Here is a 19606-nt window from a genome sequence, read left to right as displayed (position 1 = left end):
GTGGAGGATCAATCGGGACATCCGAATCGATAGCGTTCGAAACGAGTCGTTCGTCGTATTGGGGCGGTTGACCTACCGGTTCGTTTCGAATGATATCTTCAGCGGCCGGTTCACGTGGACGGGTCGCTTACGACGTATCTCCCGCGACTTTCCGCACGCGCTCGCCGGACTCCGCCATCCGCGGTTGCGGCGTGGGTTCCGTACCTCGCTCCTCTTCGCCGAACCGTATCGACGTGCGGTGGCCGTCGGACCGCTGCGCTCGTTCCTCGATGGTTATCCCGTCGAGAACGCGGTCGCCGATAGTCTTCGGGAGGGTGGACGCTTCGTACGCGTCGTCTATCGTCGGAGCATCGAGGGTGCGGCGGACGGTGCTCCCATCTCTGAACGTGTAGGTGACCAACCAGGGGGACATGTGGATTCACAAATAGTTTCCATCACATCTGGTGAAAGCTTTGTGGTGTCCGACAGTGCGATGAACTGAAAATCGTCGAACAGTACTAAGACGGGAATAAAAGGCGATTCACCGCGACCGTCCGGGCGAGAGCCGCCGCAACCGAACGTGGGATTTCAGGCGGCGGTGGCGGCGATACTGGATCAGGACGCCCGACCCGACGAGGAGGAGCCAGAACACCTCGTTCGTCCCGAGCATCGCCCACACGTCTGCCTGAAACACCGGGAGGACGTTCCCCCACTGGCGCGCGAGTTGTTGGAGGATGGTCGCCCCGAGGAGGCTCGTCACGACGGTCAGGAACGGCAGGTAGAACCGCCAGACGAGAATCCCCGTGACGCCGCCGACGAGCAGCGACCCGACGAGCGGGTCCGCGGCCCCGTCGAGCATCGGGAGGGCAATCGTTTCGACTCCACCCGACCCGAACGACGCGTACGCCGCCGAGGCAGCGGCGAGGGCGCTCCCCCCGACGATGGCGAACCGTTGGGCGGAGTGGGCCACCCGACTCCCGATGAGGCCGCCGAGGAGGGCACCGACCAGCGACACGAGCAACAGGTTCGGCGACGCGATGCCGAGTGCGGGGGCGAGGGTTCGAGCGGCGAAACTGCCGAACAGGGCACCGCCGAGACCGCCGACGAGCGAGGTGAGTTGCGTCACGAAGGAGTAGCCGAAGTAGGTGAACGCGAGCCCGACCCCGACTGCCAGCGCCACGACGGTAGCGGTAAAGAAATCTGGGACCATCGGTTTTCGTATTTCGTACCGTGGGCCTCCATTCCGTTAAATCACTCGGTGGAAATTCGTCGAAGTGTCGCTCGTCGGGATGTATTCGTCGGCGGCGTCGCTCGCGGCTATTCGTCAGTCAGCGCCGTCAGTCGAGCCGTTATCGAACGATGACGACGACGGATGGCGTCCGCTCCGAAAATCCCTGACGCTGAATCGTTCGCGGACGGGATGATTCGATAGAGCGAGATACAGTTTATCCGTTCGAAAACCGACGACCCCACCGAACAAAGGTAACAATCCTCTGTCAAAAACCGCCGAAAAATCCTCCGAATACCGAACTGCGATTCGACCGCTCTCCGCTATTCGAACTCCGGTTCCCGACCTTCCAAAAACGCCGCGACGCCCTCGATGTGGGCGGGCATGTCGTAGGCTTGCGACTGCACCATCGTCTCGTAATCCAGCGCTTCGCGCCAGTCCTTGCCCAGATTCTCGTGGAGGGCCTGCTTGCCCAGCGCGATGGTGTGGGTCGGCTGGTCCGCCAGCGTGTCCGTCAGCTCCGTGACCCGGATATCGAGCTGTTCGTCCGGGACGACTTCGTTCACCACGTCCAGTTCGGCCGCCTCTTCGGCCGAGATGAGTTCGCCGGTGAAGGCGAGTTCCTTCGCCTTTCGAAGCCCGACGAGTCGCGGGAGGAGGAAGGTTCCGCCCATGTCGGGAATGAGGCCGACGTTGATGAACGACGCCGCGAACCGCGCCGATTCCGTCGCGTAGGCGAAGTCGGCGGCCGTGACGAGCGCCATCCCCGCACCTACCGCGTCGCCGTTGACCTTCGCTACGACCGGCACTGGCGCGGTCAGCACCTCGTGGACCACGCGGGAGAGAGTGTCACGAACGCGCTCGTAGGCTTCCCGGACGTTCTCCTCGCGTTCGGCCATCGACTCGATGTCGCCGCCCGCGCTGAACGCTTTCCCTTCGCCGGTCAGCACGATGGCGTCCTGTTCTTTCGGGTCGCTTTCGGCGAGGATTTCGGCGAGTTCGCCCGCCGCGTCGGGCGTGAAGGCGTTCCGAACCTCCGGGCGGTCGAACGTGATGGTCCTGATTCCGTCGTCGTCGGAAACGTGCATACCTGAGAGGGTCTCCCCACGTACATTTAATTACTCCCCGCGTCCAGTCGTGGTATGGACATCGAAGCGTTCTTCGAAGGCATGCCGTTCGCGGACCTGCTCGGCGTCGAGGTGACGGAAGCGGCGGACGGACACGCCGAGGGGCGACTCGAAATACGCGAGGAACTGTCGTGGAATCAGGACCGACTCATGGCCCACGGCGGCGTCACGTTCACCCTCGCGGATACCGTCGGCGGCGCTGCGCTCGTCTCCCTCAACGACCAGCCGGTGCCGACCATCGACATGCGAATCGACTATCTGAGCGCTGGTACGGGCGATCTCTACGCCGAGGCCGACGTAGTGCGGAACGGGAGCGACGTGGGAACCGTCGACGTGAGCGTCTACGACGAGGACGACGAACACGTCGCGGATGCGCGCGGCGTCTACAAGACGGGGTGACACGATGAAGCGATGCCGCTCTCTCCTCGTCATCCTGCTCGCAATCGTGACCGTCTCACTCGCGCTCCGCCGACGAAAGCGGTCACGCACACAACTCGAACCGCCGTTCTAACGGGGCCGTCGCGTTCGTTTTCACCGTCGTGTCGGCCTGCCGGTCATAATCTTTTATCGGCTGGCTGTAATAGTACATCGGGAATGGGAACTTCTGATTCGCCCGCACTCGATGCACCGATTTTTCGCGTTTCGGCTGGGGCGGGGCGCGAGGACGCGGAAGCGGTGCTCGACAGTGCACGCGACGCGGCGGAAACGGCGGCGGTTGCGAACGTCGGCCCGGTCGGAATCGAGGAGCTAACGCCGCTCGTGGCGACCACGGCCGACGGAACCACCGCGCTTCACGCGAACTGCACCCCCGAGCGAGCCCGAACCCTCGTCGAATCGCTGGAGGATGGCACCGTCGTCGAGGAGGGCGCACACGCGGTCGTGAGCCACGGCGAGGAGCAAGCGACCTTCCCGGTGCCGGACGACGGGCCGCTGTCGGTCGGTCGCCGGGACGTCCTCGAACGGTGCGGCTGGGTGGACCCGACGACCACGGCGGGATACGAGGAGTTCGTCGCGGCGGAGGCCGGTGCAGCCCCGGAAGCAGTTATCTCACAGGTCGAAACCGTCGGCTTGCTCGGCCGTGGACGGGGCGATGCGCGGATGGACGAACCGGTCGCCGAGGAGTGGCGGACGGCCCGCGAAACCGACGGCGACCCGGTCGTCGTCGTGAACGCCGGGGAAACCGACGATAGGAATGCCACCGACCGGACGCTGTTGGAGGCCGACCCCGTAGCGGTGCTCGACGGCGCGACGGCGGTCGCCTCGGCCATCGGTGCGGAGGATATCGTCGTCTACTGCCCGGAATCCGCCCTCGGAACCCGTGAACGGGTTCGGGAGGCGATGACCGCGTTTAACGACACCGACGCCGCCGAGGGCGTGACGATTCGCACCTTCGCCGCCCCGGACATGTACATCGCGGCGGAGCCGACGATGGCCCTCGAAGCACTGGAGGGTAACGACCGGTTGGAGGCCCGCCTCCGCCCGCCGTCCCCCGGCGAGCACGGGTTGTACGGTCGGCCGACAATCGTCCACACGCCGCGCACGTTCGCACAGGTTCGACGAATCCTGCGCGACCCGGACGCGTTCGACCCGGACGACGCCGACCCCGGCACGCGACTCCTGACCGTGACGGGCGACGTGACCGCCCCCGCGACCCTCGAACTGCCGACCGGCGGCAGTCTCGAAACGGTGCTGGAGGCGGTCTCGGTCGATAGCGAGTTCAAGATGGCGTGCGTCGGCGGGCAGTTCGGCGGCGTCACGCGCTCGCTCGACCACACGCCGAGCGCCCCGGCGCTGACCGGCGCACGCCTCGGAACCGACGGCGTGGTCGAACTCTTCGACCAGTCGCGGTGTGCCGTGGCGACCGCCGGAACGCGGGCGCGGTTCGCCGAGGAGGAAAACTGCGGGCGCTGCGTTCCCTGCCGCGAAGGCTCGAAGCAGTTGACGAACCTGCTTCGAGATATCTACTCCGGCGAGTTCAAGGACGACATGCTCCGCGAACTCGCCCGGACGATGCGCGAGACGAGCATCTGCTATTTCGGACGGTCGGCGTCGCGGCCCGTAACGACCGCGATGGACGAATTCGAACCCGAGTTTCACGCACACGCCGAGGGCCGTTGTCCGAGCGGCGCGTGCGAGGAAGTACAGTAACCGTGAGAGCAACATGTGCAACCGTGAGAGCGACACGTGCGTTACAAACGCAGCGCGGATGACGAGAGGCGACATCACAAAATGAGTTCAGACGAGCAATCAGGAATCGAAGACACCGCTCCGGCCGCACCCAAACCCGGTGTGCCGGACATCGAAGACCCGCGACCGAGCACGCCGCTGACCGAGGATTTCGTCACGGGGACGGCGAACGACCCCGACCTCGGTGCGGACGGCGATGGAATGAATCACGTGACGGTGGACGGCCACCCGATAGCCGTGCCGCCGGGTTCGACGCTCATCGACGCCACCGACGCGGTTGAGACGGACGGACACGTCCCGGCGCTCTGTTACTACGACCGGGACACCGAGCAGGGCGACAACATCGGACCGCGTTCGGAATGTCGGACGTGCATGGTGGAGACGGACGAACACGGCGTCGTCCCGTCCTGTAGCTTCCCCGCGGAGGACGGCCTGACGGTGCGAACCGACGCCGAGGACGCGGCGAACGCCCGCGACGTCAACCTCGATTTGGTGCTCTCGAATCACAACCTCAGGTGCACCACGTGCGGGCAGAACGGCCGCTGTGAGCTACAGGACACCTCCATCGAGAACGGCGTCGAGGAGCCCCGCTACGGCGTGTTCGAGGACCGCGACGAGTACGAACCCATCGACGACACGTCGGCCGCCATCCAGATAGACCGGAACAAGTGCATCCTCTGTAATCGCTGTGTCGAGGCCTGCAACGACGTGCAGGTCGAAGGCGTCCTCCGAATCGAGGGTCAAGGACAGGACACCCGAATCGGCTTCCAGAGCGACGCCGAGACGATGAGCGATTCGACGTGCGTCTCCTGTGGCCACTGTGCAACCGTCTGCCCGACGGGTTCGCTGGTCGAACAGGGCCTGACCGACTCGGCGACCATCCCGCTCCCCGGATTCAACCAGAAGAACTCCATCGGGAAGACCATCGAGGTGGACCACGCCGAAACGTCCGATACGTCCACCGCGCCGAACCGGAACGTACCCGGCGAACGCGACGAGGAAGAACTCTCCGGCGTCGCGCGGTTCATGGCGAAGGCGAAGGGGAAAGCACGGGAAACCGGCGAGCGCGTGAAGGACGAATTGCTCGAAGAGGCCGAACACGTCGCCGAGAAATCCGCCTCCGAGACGCTGAACATCGGGCATATGTTCGACGTCGCCGAACTCGTCAGCGGCCCGCGCCTCTCCGGCGTGACGAAAGCCGAAACGACCTGTAACTACTGCGCCGTCGGCTGTCGGTTCGACCTGTACGGCAAGGACGGCGAAGTGCTCGGCGTCCGACCGGCGGACGAGGACGCGACGCCCGCGAACGACTTCTCGACCTGCGTGAAGGGCAAGTTCGGTTACGACTTCGTGAACAGCCCGAACCGCCTGACCACGCCGCTCATCCGCGAAGGCGACGAGTTCCGCGAGGCGACGTGGGAGGAAGCCCTCGACAAGGTGTACGAAGGGTTGTCGAAGATACGCGAGGAGACCGGCGACGACGCCATCGCCGTCACCTCCTCCTCGAAGTGTACGAACGAGGAGAACTTCCTCGCCCAGAAGTTCGCCCGCCAGGTGTTGCACACGAAGCACGTGGACAACTGCGCCCGGCTCTGTCACTCATCGACCGTGGCCGGACTCCAGCAGACGCTCGGCTACGGCGCGATGTCGAACCGCATCAACGAGGACATCGGGAAGACCGATTGCTATCTCATCACCGGGTCGAACACCACGGGGAGCCATCCCGTGCTGGCGACGCGAATCAAGCAGAACGTCGATGACGGCGCGGACCTGTTCGTCTTCGACCCCCGCAAAATCGGTCTGGCCGAGCACGCGACCCAGTACACGCAGACCAAACCCGGCGAGGACATCGCGTGGATAAACGGCATGGTGCGATACATTATCGAGAACGACCTCCACGACGAGGCGTTCATCGAGGAGCGCACCAAGCACTTCGACGAACTGAAGGAGAAGGTCCAGCCGTTCACTCCCGAGAAGGTCGAAGAACTCGCGGGCGTTCCCCCGGAGGAACTCACGAACGCGGCCGAAACCATCGCCGAGGCCGACACCTGCATCTTCGGCTGGGCGATGGGGATGACCCAGCACGCACACGGAACGCGGAACGTCATCGCGTTGACGAACCTCGCGCTGGTGACGGGCAACCTCGGGAAACCGCGCGCCGGTGTGTCTCCGTTCCGCGGCCAGAACAACGTGCAGGGCGGCGGCGGCGACATGGGTCCGGCACCACACACCCTGCCGGGCTATCAGGACCTCTCGGACGACGACGTGCTCGACAAGTTCGAGGACGCGTGGGGCGTCAGACCGCCGGACGAAATCGGTCTCCGATTGCCCGAACAGTACGAGGCCATCACGGAAGGCCACATCAAGGGCATGTTCATCATGGGCGAGAACCCCGTGCTCTCGGAACCCGACATCCGCGAGGCCGAGAACGCAATCGAGGAACTCGACTTCCTCGTCGTACAGGACATCTTCCTCACCGAGACGGCCGAGTTCGCCGACGTGGTGCTCCCCGCGGCGTCGAACGCCGAGAAGTCCGGCACGTTCACGAACACGGAACGGCGCGTCCAGCGCGTCCGCCCCGCCGTCGAACCGCCGGGAGAGGCGCGAACCGATTCGGACATCCTCGCGGACCTCGCCGGTCGGTTCGGCTTCGACTGGGACTACGACGGCCCGGCGGACGTGATGGACGAAATCAACGACCTCGTGCCGATTTACGGCGGCGTCACTTACGACCGTCTCGAATCCACGCCGGAAGGACTTCAGTGGCCCTGTGAGGACGAGGACGACCCCGGAACGCCGTTCCTGTACGAGGACGAGTTCAACTTCGACGACGGCAAGGCCCGGTTCGTCCCGGCGGACTACGGCGGCCCGGTCGAACTCCCGGACGAGGAGTATCCGTTGATGCTCACGTCCGGCCGGGTGCTCTACCACTGGCACACCGGCACCATGACCCGCCGCGTCGAGGTGCTGATGGACCACGTGCCCGAGAGTTTCGTCACCATCCACCCGGAGATGGCCGACCGACTCGGCGTGAAGGACGGCGAGTACGTCCGCGTCACGTCCCGACGCGGGGACATCGTGACGAAGGCCAACGTGGAGGAAACCTCGGACCCCGGCGTCGTCTTCATCCCGATGCACTTCGCGCACGGAGCCATCAACGAACTCACCCAGCACGCGCTCGACCCGACGTCCTACATCCCCGAGTACAAGGTGACGAGCGTTCGAATCGAACCGCTCGGCCTGGACACCGACGAGGACCCCCTCCCCGTCGAACCGCCGACGGGAACGCTCGAAGGAAGGCCCGGAGAGCAGACGACGGGCGACGACTGAATCGAGGGACACACCACCGGAAACGACCACCGGAAACGACCACCGGAAACGACCACCGAGCGCAAAAACGGACCTACTCCTTCCCGACGGGGGTTTCGTCGTCCACGACCGAATCGAGTCCCAACCGGGAGAGTAGCGAGCGGGTGGGCCGCCCCGTTTCGTCCCAGCCGCGTTTTTCGTAGTAGACCGACAGCAATCGCTCGAACTCCTCGGGGTCGAGTCGCGCCCCGTCGTTCGGGCCGCCTCGCAACGGTTCTGCGAGCATCGCCGGGAGCGCGTCGTCCTCCCGGTCGAACCCTTCGCGGACGTTGAACAGTCGAGTCAGCGTCCAGACCCGCTCGCCGACCCGCCGAAGTTCGTCCGCCGACAGACCGATTCCCGACTCGTGCAACCACTCGGCCCCAGCCTCGTTCCACAGCGCTTCGCCAGCGAAATCGTCCACGACGAGGCTCCAGAGGAGCGACCGCAAGTCCTGCTCCTCGATGACCGCTTCCGCGCGGCGCTCGTCGGTCCACGACCCGGCCGCGAACACCTCTTCGAGGACGGGACGCGCCCGGCGGTGGCAGGCTCCGCGGTCGCTGGTGGCGTACGCGAGCGCCATCGCGGGAGCGCCGCGGGGGTCGTAGGTCGGCAAATCCATCGCCTTCACCGTCGGAACGAGTGTTTCACCGCCGTACCGCGCCGCCGCCGCGTCTACTCCATCCGCGAGCACGTCGCCGAGTTCGGACGAGCGATACGCGACTTCCTCCAAGAGGTCGCGCGCCGCCTCGTCGTCGCCGAACTCGATGTCGTGCGAAAGGACGCCCTCCGTCGCCGCGCGAATTGTCCACGCGACGGCGTTGCCCGCGCTGATGAGGTCGAGACCGAGGTCGTCGCACGCCGCGCCGAGTACCGCTACCGCGTCGAAATCGTCGATGCCCAACCCGGACCCGAGCGAGATGGCGGTTGCGCCACGCGGCACCGTTTCGCCCTCGCTACTCTCGACGCGAAACCCACCGGCCACCTCGTCGTCCGGGTTCTCCCGCGCGACGGCCCGTTCGCGCGCGCTCTCGATGCCGATGTCGTCCGCGCCCTCGAAGGACCCTTCCTGCCACCCCCTCGTCGGGAGGACGCCGACCTCGTTGGCGAAATCGACCGTTTCGAGCGTTTCGCTCGACGCCTGCCACCGGCCGATGTCGGTGCTCCCGTAGTTCGACTCCGCCTCGCCACGCCCCGCTTCGCCGACCGCGACGACGGCTTTCATACCCTTCGACCCCATGACGGCACCGGTACCGCCGCGACCCGCGTGGTGGTCCCCGCCGTCGGACGCGACGGTCGCGTATCGAACCTCCCTTTCCCCCGCGGGACCGATGCAGGCCGTCGGTCGCTCGAACGCGTCACACGTTTCCTCGACCGTCGAACCCCACAGCTCGTCGGTCGGTTCGACCGTCGCGTCCCCGTCCTCGATTCGCACGGAAACGGGGTCGGCGGACGCGCCCGTGAACAGCACGCCGACGTGGTTTCCCAGCGCGGCGGCGAGGTGGTCGGGAAACGACCCGCCGGAGTACGAATCCAGAAACGTTCCGGTGAGCGGCGATTTCGTAACCACCGCGTAGCGCGACTCGCCGGGGACGGTGCCCGTCAACGGTCCGGGCATGAACAGCAGGGCGTTCTCGGGTCCGAGCGGGTCGATACCCGCATCCAATTCGTCGTAGAGATATCGCGCCGCAAGTCCCTTTCCGCCGACGAACCGCCGCGACCACGACGCGGGGACCGGTTCGCTTTCGGCTCTGCGAGACGAGAGGTCGATTCGAAGAAGCCGAGCGGTCGATGGAGACGCCATTCGTTTCGAACCGAGGAATTGCATGGGGAAAATCCCCTCGGCCACAGAAACTTACTCACCCGCCACGTACGAAAAACCATATGCCCGCAGGTGTCGTCATCGCCGGAGGTCGCTCGACTCGATTCGGGAAATCGGACAAAGCGGTCGCTCCGCTCGCGGGAGTGCCGATGATTCGCCGCGTCGCCGACCAACTCGTCGATGTCGTCGACGAACTCGTCGTCAACTGTCGGGAAGACCAACGCGCGACGATCGACGACGCCATGAGCGACTATCCGCTCCCCGTTCGCTTTGCCATCGACACCGACCCCGACACCGGACCGATGGCCGGAATCCGTACCGGACTCGCGGCGTGCGACCACCACTACGCCGTCGTCGTCGCCTGTGACATGCCCTTCGTGGACCCGGCAATCGTCTCGTTCCTGTTGAATCGAGTGGACGGCTACGACGCCGCCGTCCCTCGACTCGGCGACGGATGGTTCCAACCCACGCACGCCGTGTACCGACCGGAACCCATGGTCGAGGCGTGCGCCGCCGCCCTCGCCCGCGGCGAGCGACGAATCGTCGAACCGCTGTTCGACCTCGAATACGTCGTGGTCGAGGAGGACGAACTCCGGGAACACGGCTCGCTCGACTCCTTCGAGAACGTCAACACGCGCGAGGAGTTCGAACGCGCCGAAACCCAACTCGAAGGAACCTGAGGTTTATATCCGAGCACGCGGCCACACTCGCCATCCGCCACAAAGCGCCGTGAAGCGACCCGCGGGAGTACGGCACACCGCTTCACGTCCGGCCGTGCCGTCTGTTCGCCATACGGGTTTCCTGCACCCCGACCCACTCGTGCTCTCATTCGACGACCGCAACCACGGGTTCGTCCGCCGTCATCCTCGTGAGGACGACGCGGGAAACGTCCGCACTCGCTAGCACCTGCTCCGCGATGTCCCGTCCCACGGCTTCCAACTCCCCGTCGTCGACCATATTCACGACCGGAACGACCGTCACCTCCTCGGGAACGTCCTTCATCCCGCCGCGCGCGCTCGCCAGCACGGTAGCCACGTCTGACGCACGGAGTTCTTCGCCCGCTTCGCGCCCCGTGAGCGACGCCACTCGCTCCGGTCGATGGACGAACTCCTCGGTCAGCGGCTTGCCGACGACGCGAGCGCTCGCAATCGGAACGACGACGTCGGTGTTCGACGGGAGTTGTGGCTCGCGGTTGTTCGGTGCCTTCAGAAGCCGCGTCCGCGCGCCGTCCGCCTTCACGAGAACCGGCGCGTCGATCCGGTCCCGAAGCGACGCCACCGTCTCGGTGTCGTATCCTCGATAGCGATCGGGTCGCTCCTGTTCCGGTACGACCCCAACGGGCCATTCCTCGACCCTATGGAGTGTTTCCCCCGGTGAATCAGTGACGACGACTTCCCGAACGTGGTCATCGAAAATCGGGATTCGGACCGTCGCCGTGACGACGGCCCTGTCGAGATGGGACGCCAGCGTGTACAGCGTCGATTTTTTCCCACCCGCTCCGACGACACAGAGGAGCCCGGAATCCGCCGAGAGTGCCGTAACGAGGTCCATGTGAGAAAATCGAACGGGCGCTATTTCGAACTACTGGATTCCGACCGGGAGTCAGTCTCGTCCAAAATTAATAACGGAATCAACACGAACAGGAAGAACCCGGTCGCGTAGCCGAGAACGGCCGCTCCATCCGGGAGGACGTGGGCTTGCGAGATGGAGAGATAGCCGAAGACGAGGAGGATGATCTCCGGTCGAGAGGGGACGTCGGACGTGGGCACGGGAGAGAATATCTGGCACCGGAACATGAACCTTGCGTCGGGTTTCCGCCCGCGACAGCTACGCGAATATCTGTGCGAACATCGACCGCTCGGCGCGGTGGAGACGCTCTAAAAACGCCGACTTGCTGATGCCGAGTTCGTCGGCGACGTCGCTCGCGGTCGCCCCGCGCGGGACGCTGAAATAGCCCGATTCCAGTGCGGTTCGGAGGGCACGTTCCTGTGCGGGTGTCACGTCCCACTGCTGGGCGACGACGTTCTCGTCCTCGGACCCGAGTTGATGGACGCGCTCCAGTCGCATCCCGACCGTTTCACCGGCGGCTTCGAGCACGCCTTGGAGGACGTCGTGGCCGACGACCGCCCCCGTAAACTTCGCATCGCCGTCGCGGTAGCGGAGCGACTCGGCCATGAACCCGACGTTGGTCAGTTCGTGGACGACGCACGCGTGCTTCGAGAGACAGCGGAAGTTCTGTCTGCCGTCGGTCGTGGAAACGTGGAGGTATCGGATACGGTCGTCTTCGTCGAGAAAGTCGGCGAGACCGTCGTTTTCTGCGGGAGCGCTGAACCGGAGCAGGGCGTAGCCATCGTCCCGATGTTGTGGCGGTTGGCAGTCGATACGAACCCCCGTCTCGCGCGACGCCTCGGCCAACGGGCAGTCGTCGCCCGTTACGGCGAATTCGACGACGAGGCACTCGTCAATCATGCCGCGATTGTATGCGCTCTGCATATTTAAACCCCGTACATGGACGGGCGAATCGGTATGGGTTGGGCTCCATAACTATCGACCATGGACATAGCAACCGTCAAGGAGCGGGCCGGACCCCGGCAGTTCAGTCCGAAGGACGACATGCCGGAGGAGTACCGCAAGGCGGCGACCCGAATGATTCAGTTCCACGCGAACTCCGAAATCATGGGGGCGTATCTGGAACGCCCGTTCATTCGACAGGCGCCGAGCCTCGACCGCAAACTGGCGTTCAGCGCGAAGGTGCAGGACGAAATCGGCCACGGGCAACTGCTCTATCGCGCCGCAGAATCGCTGGGTATCAAGACCCGCGACCAGATGCTGGACGAGTTGGCGAACGGCGAAGGAAAGTTCCTGAACTGTTTCCACTACGAGATGGAAAACTGGTGGGAGACGCCGATGATCGCCTTCTTCGTTGACGGCGCGGCGATGCGCCGACAGGCGACGCTGAAGCGCACGAGTTGGGAACCCTACGCACACGCCATGGACAAGGTGTGTTTCGAGGAGGGCTTCCACGTCAAACACGGCGAGGATATCATGCGCGAACTCTCGATGGGGTCGAAGAAGGAACAGGAACTCATGCAGGAGGCCTTCGAGGAGTGGTGGCCCCGCATCATCCAGTTCTTCGGGCCGACCAACGAGAAGAGCACCCACCACGACTTCTCCGCCGAAGTCGGGTTGAAGACGATGACGAACGACGACCTCCGCAACGCCTTCCTCAACGCCTACATCCCGAAGGCGAAGAAGTACGGATTGGAAATTCCCGACGAACCCCGCATCGAGCGTGACGAGGAGACAGGGACGTACAAAGTGCGCGAGGACGACCTCGACTGGGACGAGTTCTTCCAAATCGCGAAGAACAGCTACGAACCCGGCGTCGGTCAAATAAACGGCCGCAAACACGCACAGGACGCGGCGGAATGGGTTCGTGACGTACTGGACGACTGGGAATCGAGCGGTTCGAACACGCCGGTGGCGGCTGATTAACATGATCTGGGAAGTGTTCCGACAGGAAGAAGCGGGCAAGTATCACACCCATTGCGGAAACGTCCACGCGCCGGACCGCGACATGGCGCTCATGTTCGCCCAAGTCCAACACGGGCGTCGCAAGCCGACCAACAGCCTCTGGGTCGTCCCGAAGGACGAAATCGGCGAAGTCGATGCCGACGAAACCGCCTTCGGCGGCACGACGAACAAATCCTACCGCTGGGTGATGGCGTACAACACCATCGACTCCAGTTTCGCACAGGAAATCGAGGACTCCGAGAGCGAACAGGAAGACGCGGACCGACGACGGAGTGAGGCATAATGTCGGCACAACTCGCCGGACCCGACGAACTGGGCGATGCGGAGCGAGCGGCCGTCGAAAGCCTGCTCCGCCGACTCGCCGACGACGAACTCGTCCTCGCGGAGCGCTACACCGAGTGGCAGGTTCGCGCGCCGACGCTCGAATCCGACCTCGCAATCTCGAACATCGCACAGGACGAACTCGGCCACGCCCGGCTCTGGTACGACCTGTTGCAGGACTTCGGCTACACGGAAGCCGAACTCATCTTCGAGCGCGACCCCGCGGACTTCCGCCACTCGACGCTCGTCGAACGCCCGTTCGAAACCGGCGACTGGGCCGACGCCATCGTGCGCGGATACTTCTACGACGTTGCCGAGGAACTCCGTCTCGAAGCCCTCGAAGATACGTCGTATCCGCGAATCGCGGACCGCGTGGCGAAGATTTTGAGCGAGGAAAACTACCACCGCGAGCACGCACAGAACTGGCTCGAACGGCTGACGAGCGACGACGAGGGGGTAGAACGCGTACAGGCGGCTGTTGACCGACTGTTCCCGTACGCGCTGACGCTGTTCGAAGCGGGCGACGCCAACGAGGACATCGACGAACTCGGGATTCGAACCGAGTCGCTCGACTCGATGCGCGAGCAGTGGCTCGACATCGTGGTCCCGTTCCTCGCGTCGCTCGGCGTGGACGTGCCCGCCGAATCCGAGGACGACGTAGACGAACTGCTCCCCGAGCACATCGGACGAGACGGAAACCACACCGACGACTGGGCCGACCTTCACGACGACATGACGCGGACGTACCGGGACCTCGGGCGAACCGAAGCCCACCGAATCATGCCGGACCCAGATAATGAGTAGTGACCCACAGGAGTTCGACACCGACTCCGAACCGACCGCGTGTGCGTACACCGACTACACGAAAAGCGGACGGTCCCCCGACGAACTGCCCGCGACGGGCGAGGGAGCGACCGGCCTCGAACGGCGCGTCTGGGACGCGCTGTACGACATCGAAGACCCCGAGATGCCCATCAGCATCGTCGATCTGGGGCTGATCTACGGGGTCGAGTGCGAGACTCCCGAGGAGTCCCGTGACGATAGCAACGCCGCCGGAGCGAGCGTCACCGTCATCATGACGCTGACGTACACCGGATGCCCCGCCCGTAAGATGCTGACCGAGGAGATAGTGAACGACGTCGCGGCGGTCGAAGGCGTCGAGGACGCGGACCTCGAACTCGTCTGGAATCCGCCGTGGTCCATCGAGATGGTGACCGAACAGGGCAAAGACGACCTCAGGGAGTTCGGACTGAGCATATGAGACGACTCGACCCCAGCGTCACGACGAGCGGCGAGGAAACGGGCGCGGAGTGTCCCTACTGCGGTTCGACGGACACCCACCGCGAACACCCGAAAGGGCCGTCGCTCTGTCGGTCGATGCACTACTGTAACGGCTGTGAACAGCCGTTCGAGAAGTTCGAGTAGGGGTTTTGTGTCCCGACGAGGGGACGTGTTGATGGGTCCGCACCAACAGCTATGGAGAAAGTAAACATAATTCTTTTGTAGGGTGAATAAATGGGTCTGATTCCATACACGAATGGAGATGGCCAACACGTTTTTTCCGCCGTCCGTTGCAGTTCGTCGTATGTCCGCAAATCGACCGACGCGAGAGGAGTTGCGCCGCGGAATGACCGTCGAAATCGAGCAGACCAACGCCGAGAACGCGGACGAAGCCGAACCGCTCCGTGGCGATATCGCGAAGATTCTCTCGGAGGAGCACAGCGAACCCGGCGGCGTGAAAGTCGAGTTGGAGTCCGGGATTACCGGACGCGTCAAACGCATCGTACCGGACGGATAGTCAGTCGGATTCGAGGTCGAGCAGCCGTTTTTTCAGTCCGAGGCGGTCCCCCCGTCCGCCGGAGTACCCGCCTAAATCGTTCGCGCCGACGATGCGATGGCACGGCACGACCAGCGGCACGGGATTGCGACCACAGGCCTGTCCGACCGCTATCGGCGCGGTGTCGAGTTCGTCGGCGATGTCGCCGTACGTCCGCGTCTCGCCGCGCGGCACGTCGGCCATCGCGGCCATGACCCGTCCGGTGAAAGAGTCTGGATAGTCCACGGTGAGGTCGAACGACCGCCGTTCGCCCGCCGCGTACTCGCCGACCTGTTGACGGATTTCGTCGAGCGGTTCGGCGACCAGCGCGTCGTCGATTTCGACCTGCCAGTCCCAAACGGAGACGAACATCAGCGCCTCCTGAGGACCGTCACGGGTCGGTGGAGCGTACCCGGTTCACAGTCCTCGACGGGGGTCGAGAGGTCGAAGCTGTCGAACCACCCCACGTGGTCGAACTCGGTCCGTTCGAGGAGCATGCGGAACTCTTGGGGCGCGAACGTCTTGCGTACGTACTCCTCGCGGAAGTGCCGCGTTCCCTCGGGCGTCTCGACGCGCGTCGTCAGCGTCTGTCGAACCAACTGCTCCGTCGTGTGTATCGGTTCCTGTTCGATGCCGAACCGAACCGTCGTGTCTCCACGCGTCGTTTCCCATTCGCTTTGGGAGGACGTGCCGCCCGCGAAATCGATGGAGCCGTCGATGCAGTAGAGCGACCCCGGCGTCATCGCGTCGGCCATCGAATCGAGATGCGACAGCAGGGCCTCGTTCGAATCGAGATACAGCGACCCGAGCGCACAGAACGCGAAATCGACGTCGCTCGGTAGAACGAAGTCCGCCATGTCTCGCCGGAGGAACGTCGCTTCGATGTCGTGTTCGCGGGCCTTTTCGATGGAGTGGGAAATCATCTCCGAGGAGTTGTCCAAGCCGGTGAACTCGTAGCCCCGCGCGTCGAATTCGAGCAGATACGGGGACGGGCCACAGGCGATTTCGAGGACGGAATCCGGACGATTCGACCGCTCGCCGAATCGGTCGATACAGGCTTCGAAGAAGTCTACTTCGGCCGCCACATCGCGGAAATCGAAGGCAATCTCGTAGTAGTCGGGATGCGCGTAGAGACCGGCCATAACTTCCAACTCTGCGGGTGGGTCTTAACTGCTCGTATCGGGACGAAAAGGGTTGGATGAACGGCTGAAACAGTTCGTCTTTTGTGACGAGATGGCTTCATCCGTCCGGCCCCCTGTGACCGGACTCCACCGTGGTGCGGTCCGATGGCAACGTACCGAATTCGCTTCGGTTTCCGATACGCGAGACCACGATTGTCGGCGGTGCGTTCCTGTGAGGTGCGATGAAACCGGTGTACTAACTCGTCTCGCGAACCCCCAAGCCGTCCGTGAAACTACCGATTCATACTAAAAAATACTATTTTTTACTATTATACACTAAAATCGCTTCGCACACCGGGAAGACGAGATTTGACGACTACGCGATGTGGCTACCGCCGCACGACAGCACCCGTGACAGGCACCGGAGAGCGCGTAAACGTAGGTTTAAACGAGAAGGCGCACAACCCACGGCCATGACCGAATCGGACGCCGAGACGACGGGTGGCGAACCGGGGTGGTTCGCGGGCGTCGAACCGGACGACGTGGAGGACGGCGCGCGCGCCATCCGGGAGGGGTGCGCCGACACACCGGCGGACTGGCCCGAGCGGGCCGTCGAGGCCGGATTCGCCGAGGACGACGCGGACTACTACGAGAAGCTTCGAGCGGCGACCATCCGAGCGACGCGGGACGCGGTGACGGAGCGCGAACGGGCGGACGACCGCCAACTCGTGCACGCGGTGCGCGCGATGGACGACTGTGAATCGGAGGCGAACGAACTCGCTGAACGCGTCGCGGAGTGGGCGGGAACGCTGTATCCCGACGCCGGAACGGGCGTCGGATACGCCCGCGAACTCGCCGAGAGCGACCCCGAAACGCCGGTCGAGGAGCGGGTGGTGTCGCTGGCGGAGCGGGTCGCGGACCTCGCCGACGAGCGCGATACACTCCGGTCGTTCGTGGAGCGACAGGCACCGGCGGTCGCGCCGAATCTCGCCACGCTCGCCGACCCGGTGCTCGCCGCGCGACTCATCGCGCTGGCCGGGGGACTCGAATCGCTGGCGAAGATGCCGGGCGGGACGGTACAGGTGCTCGGCGCGGAGAACGCGCTGTTCGCCCACCTCCGCGGACACGCCTCCTCGCCGAAACACGGCATCATCTACACGCACGAAGCGGTTCGGGCGGCCCCGCCGGACCAGCGCGGGTCGGCGGCGCGCACGCTGTCCGGGAAACTCGTCATCGCGGCGCGAATCGACCACTACTCGGGCGAACACAACCCGGAACTGAAGGCGGAACTCGACCGCCGGATGGACGCGATTCAGTCGCGGGGTGACGAATGACGCTCCCCGATGGCGTCGAACGGCGGACGTTCGGCGGCGACGACCGACTGGCGACGAAGGGTCACCCGGTCTACGGCGAACCGACCGACGGGGACTGGCGCTGCTGGGACGCTCGGCGCTCGAAGTTGGCCGCCATGCTGGAACACGGGATGGACACCGGTCTCGACGGTGGCGAGACGGTGCTCTACCTCGGGGCGGCGAGCGGAACGACGGTGAGCCACGTCGCCGACTTCTCCGGGCCGACGTACGCGGTCGAATTCGCACCGCGACCGACCCGCGACCTGCTCGACGCCGTGGAAACCCGCGAAAACCTCTTTCCGCTGCTGAAGGACGCGCGAAAACCCGAGACGTACGCGCACGTCGTCGAATCTGACGTCGAGGTGCTCGTTCAGGACGTGGCGACGCGAGGACAGGCCCGCGTGGCCTGTGAAAACGCGCGGTTCCTTCGGGAGGACGGTCGGCTACTTCTCGCCATCAAAGCCCGAAGCGAGGACGTGGCGAGCGACCCGGAAACCGTGTTCGAGCGCGCGCTCGACACGCTTCGGGAGGGGTACGAAATCATCGAAACCCGACGACTCGAACCGTTCCACGTGGACCATCTCGGCGTCGTGGCCGTTCCCCGGAAGGTGTGACCGTCACCGGAAGTATTTACGTCTCGGGTGGCTAAATCTCGAAAAATGGATTTGGGTTCGGCCGAGAATTTCACCGACCTAGGGACGCTCGGCGTCGAAGAGGAGTTCTACGTCGTCGACGAGCGAGGCGTCCCGACCGCAGGGACAGACGAACTCGTCTACCAGACCGACCCACCGGAGATACTCGACGGTCGCTTGGACCACGAACTGTTCAAATGCGTCATCGAGACGCAAACGCCGAAAACGACGCTTTCGGACGTTGACGACGATGTGAGGCGAGTACGCGAAGCTCTCGTCGAGCACGCCAGTTCGCAGGGATTCGGCATCGCGGCGGCGGGTCTCCACCCCGGCGCGAAGTGGCGTGAACTGGATCACGCCGAAAAGCCGCGCTACCGAGCGCAACTCGACCGAATTCAGTACCCGCAACACCGCAACACGACCGCCGGGCTACACGTCCACGTCGGCGTGGACGACGCGGACGCGGCCGTCTGGGTGGCGAACGAGATTCGCTGGTATCTCCCCGTCATGCTGGCGTTGTCGGCCAACTCGCCGTATTGGAACGGCTACGACACCGGCTTGCAGTCAGCACGGGCGAAGATATTCGAGGCGCTGCCGAACACCGGCATGCCGACCGATTTCGAGGATTACGAGGCGTTCGCCGAGTTCGAGCGGACGATGGTCGAAACGGGGTCGATAAACGACCGCGGCGAACTCTGGTACGACGTTCGCCCCCACTCCGGCCACGGGACGGTCGAGGTTCGAACACCCGACGGGCAGGCCGACCCGGAACGCGTGCTCGCGTTCGTGGAGTACACCCACGCCCTCGTGACCGACCTCGTGGAGCGCTACGAGGACGGCGAGTCCGGCTACCGCCACCGCCGCGAACTGCTGGACGAGAACAAGTGGCGTGCGATACGCTACGGCCATGACGCTTCCTTTATCGACCGCGACTGTGACGGCGAAATCTCGCTCGGCGAGGTGGTTGACCGCGAGTGCGACCGCCTCGGCGTCAGCGGCATCGGCGACATCTACGACGCGGAGAGCGGTGCCGAGTGTCAACGGCGACTCCACGAGGAAGACGGCTTCGAGACGCTGTGTGAATCCCTTTTGCTGTAGGCAAGTTTTTTACGCGCTACCGACTTTTGTCCTTCTGAGAA

At 64.4% G+C, this 19606-nt stretch carries 22 protein-coding genes; 13 read left to right on the top strand and 9 right to left on the bottom strand.

Annotated features, from left to right (window positions below):
- Positions 1–127: 127 nt before the first annotated feature.
- The 3 genes from OPC11_RS06495 to OPC11_RS06485 form a co-directional block, all read right to left on the bottom strand.
- Positions 128–412, bottom strand: a complete 285-nt coding sequence (locus OPC11_RS06495) for a hypothetical protein (protein WP_007978974.1) — start codon at positions 410–412, stop codon at positions 128–130.
- Between the two features lie 108 nt (positions 413–520).
- A complete protein-coding gene (locus OPC11_RS06490) occupies positions 521–1189 on the bottom strand; it encodes a hypothetical protein (protein ID WP_007978973.1) in 669 nt (222 codons plus the stop codon).
- A gap of 341 nt (positions 1190–1530) precedes the next feature.
- Entirely contained in the window at positions 1531–2295 is a 765-nt protein-coding gene (locus OPC11_RS06485) for an enoyl-CoA hydratase-related protein (protein WP_007978971.1), read from the bottom strand.
- A gap of 54 nt (positions 2296–2349) precedes the next feature.
- On the opposite strand from OPC11_RS06485, the gene OPC11_RS06480 reads away from it, so the two are divergent.
- From OPC11_RS06480 to fdhF, 3 genes are all read left to right on the top strand, one after another.
- Positions 2350–2733: a PaaI family thioesterase gene (locus tag OPC11_RS06480; protein WP_264781391.1), complete on the top strand. Its 384-nt coding sequence runs from the start codon at positions 2350–2352 to the stop codon at positions 2731–2733.
- A gap of 195 nt (positions 2734–2928) precedes the next feature.
- On the top strand, positions 2929–4482 hold the full coding sequence (locus tag OPC11_RS06475; protein WP_264781390.1) for an NADH-ubiquinone oxidoreductase-F iron-sulfur binding region domain-containing protein: 1554 nt from the start codon (positions 2929–2931) through the stop codon (positions 4480–4482).
- Positions 4483–4563: 81 nt separating this feature from the next.
- Positions 4564–7851, top strand: coding sequence for a formate dehydrogenase subunit alpha (gene fdhF, locus OPC11_RS06470; protein WP_264781389.1), 3288 nt, complete (start codon positions 4564–4566; stop codon positions 7849–7851).
- A gap of 73 nt (positions 7852–7924) precedes the next feature.
- On the opposite strand, the gene OPC11_RS06465 is transcribed toward fdhF, so the two are convergent.
- The gene (locus tag OPC11_RS06465; RefSeq protein WP_264781388.1) at positions 7925–9673 is read right to left on the bottom strand and encodes an aldehyde ferredoxin oxidoreductase C-terminal domain-containing protein; all 1749 of its coding nucleotides are present in this window, start codon (positions 9671–9673) and stop codon (positions 7925–7927) included.
- Positions 9674–9753: 80 nt separating this feature from the next.
- On the opposite strand from OPC11_RS06465, the gene OPC11_RS06460 reads away from it, so the two are divergent.
- Positions 9754–10371, top strand: coding sequence for a molybdenum cofactor guanylyltransferase (locus OPC11_RS06460; protein WP_007978964.1), 618 nt, complete (start codon positions 9754–9756; stop codon positions 10369–10371).
- 145 nt (positions 10372–10516) lie between these two features.
- Here OPC11_RS06460 and yqeC read toward each other — a convergent pair whose 3' ends face one another.
- From yqeC to OPC11_RS06445, 3 genes are read right to left on the bottom strand one after another with little or no spacing between them, the layout of a single operon-like run.
- Positions 10517–11242 (bottom strand): selenium cofactor biosynthesis protein YqeC, encoded by a 726-nt coding sequence (gene yqeC / locus OPC11_RS06455; protein WP_264781387.1) that lies wholly within the window; start codon positions 11240–11242, stop codon positions 10517–10519.
- 20 nt (positions 11243–11262) lie between these two features.
- Positions 11263–11460: a hypothetical protein gene (locus tag OPC11_RS06450; protein WP_007978961.1), complete on the bottom strand. Its 198-nt coding sequence runs from the start codon at positions 11458–11460 to the stop codon at positions 11263–11265.
- Between the two features lie 58 nt (positions 11461–11518).
- Positions 11519–12160, bottom strand: coding sequence for a helix-turn-helix domain-containing protein (locus OPC11_RS06445; protein ID WP_007978959.1), 642 nt, complete (start codon positions 12158–12160; stop codon positions 11519–11521).
- Between the two features lie 84 nt (positions 12161–12244).
- Here OPC11_RS06445 and paaA point away from each other — a divergent pair, with 84 nt between their 5' ends.
- From paaA to OPC11_RS06415, 6 genes are all read left to right on the top strand, one after another.
- Positions 12245–13186, top strand: coding sequence for a 1,2-phenylacetyl-CoA epoxidase subunit PaaA (paaA, locus tag OPC11_RS06440; RefSeq protein WP_007978957.1), 942 nt, complete (start codon positions 12245–12247; stop codon positions 13184–13186).
- A gap of 1 nt (position 13187) precedes the next feature.
- On the top strand, positions 13188–13508 hold the full coding sequence (gene paaB, locus OPC11_RS06435) for a 1,2-phenylacetyl-CoA epoxidase subunit PaaB (protein ID WP_007978955.1): 321 nt from the start codon (positions 13188–13190) through the stop codon (positions 13506–13508).
- The gene (gene paaC, locus OPC11_RS06430; RefSeq protein WP_264781386.1) at positions 13508–14350 is read left to right on the top strand and encodes a 1,2-phenylacetyl-CoA epoxidase subunit PaaC; all 843 of its coding nucleotides are present in this window, start codon (positions 13508–13510) and stop codon (positions 14348–14350) included. Before paaB ends, paaC begins: the two co-directional genes overlap by 1 nt.
- A complete protein-coding gene (gene paaD, locus OPC11_RS06425; protein WP_264781385.1) occupies positions 14343–14807 on the top strand; it encodes a 1,2-phenylacetyl-CoA epoxidase subunit PaaD in 465 nt (154 codons plus the stop codon). Before paaC ends, paaD begins: the two co-directional genes overlap by 8 nt.
- Positions 14804–14971, top strand: a complete 168-nt coding sequence (paaE, locus tag OPC11_RS06420; RefSeq protein WP_007978952.1) for a 1,2-phenylacetyl-CoA epoxidase subunit PaaE — start codon at positions 14804–14806, stop codon at positions 14969–14971. The genes paaD and paaE overlap by 4 nt, the downstream gene beginning before the upstream one ends.
- Positions 14972–15131: 160 nt before the next feature.
- Positions 15132–15344 (top strand): YwbE family protein, encoded by a 213-nt coding sequence (locus tag OPC11_RS06415; protein ID WP_264781384.1) that lies wholly within the window; start codon positions 15132–15134, stop codon positions 15342–15344.
- On the opposite strand, the gene OPC11_RS06410 is transcribed toward OPC11_RS06415, so the two are convergent.
- Positions 15345–15734: a methylated-DNA--[protein]-cysteine S-methyltransferase gene (locus OPC11_RS06410; protein ID WP_007978950.1), complete on the bottom strand. Its 390-nt coding sequence runs from the start codon at positions 15732–15734 to the stop codon at positions 15345–15347. It lies immediately after the preceding gene.
- Entirely contained in the window at positions 15734–16504 is a 771-nt protein-coding gene (locus OPC11_RS06405; protein WP_007978949.1) for a class I SAM-dependent methyltransferase, read from the bottom strand. Before OPC11_RS06405 ends, OPC11_RS06410 begins: the two co-directional genes overlap by 1 nt.
- A gap of 452 nt (positions 16505–16956) precedes the next feature.
- Here OPC11_RS06405 and OPC11_RS06400 point away from each other — a divergent pair, with 452 nt between their 5' ends.
- Genes OPC11_RS06400 through OPC11_RS06390 form a run of 3 tightly spaced genes read left to right on the top strand, consistent with a single transcriptional unit; the run spans position 16957 to position 19565 of the window.
- Complete coding sequence (locus OPC11_RS06400; RefSeq protein ID WP_264781383.1) at positions 16957–17817, top strand: NOP5/NOP56 family protein; 861 nt, start codon at positions 16957–16959, stop codon at positions 17815–17817.
- On the top strand, positions 17814–18449 hold the full coding sequence (locus OPC11_RS06395) for a fibrillarin-like rRNA/tRNA 2'-O-methyltransferase (protein WP_264781382.1): 636 nt from the start codon (positions 17814–17816) through the stop codon (positions 18447–18449). Before OPC11_RS06400 ends, OPC11_RS06395 begins: the two co-directional genes overlap by 4 nt.
- A gap of 45 nt (positions 18450–18494) precedes the next feature.
- Positions 18495–19565: a glutamate--cysteine ligase gene (locus OPC11_RS06390; protein ID WP_264781381.1), complete on the top strand. Its 1071-nt coding sequence runs from the start codon at positions 18495–18497 to the stop codon at positions 19563–19565.
- Positions 19566–19606: the final 41 nt, after the last annotated feature.

The sequence above is a fragment of the Haladaptatus sp. T7 genome (assembly GCF_026008575.1).
In the GTDB taxonomy this organism is placed as follows: Archaea; Halobacteriota; Halobacteria; order Halobacteriales; family Haladaptataceae; genus Haladaptatus; species Haladaptatus paucihalophilus.
This window is presented reverse-complemented; position numbering and strand designations above follow the sequence as displayed.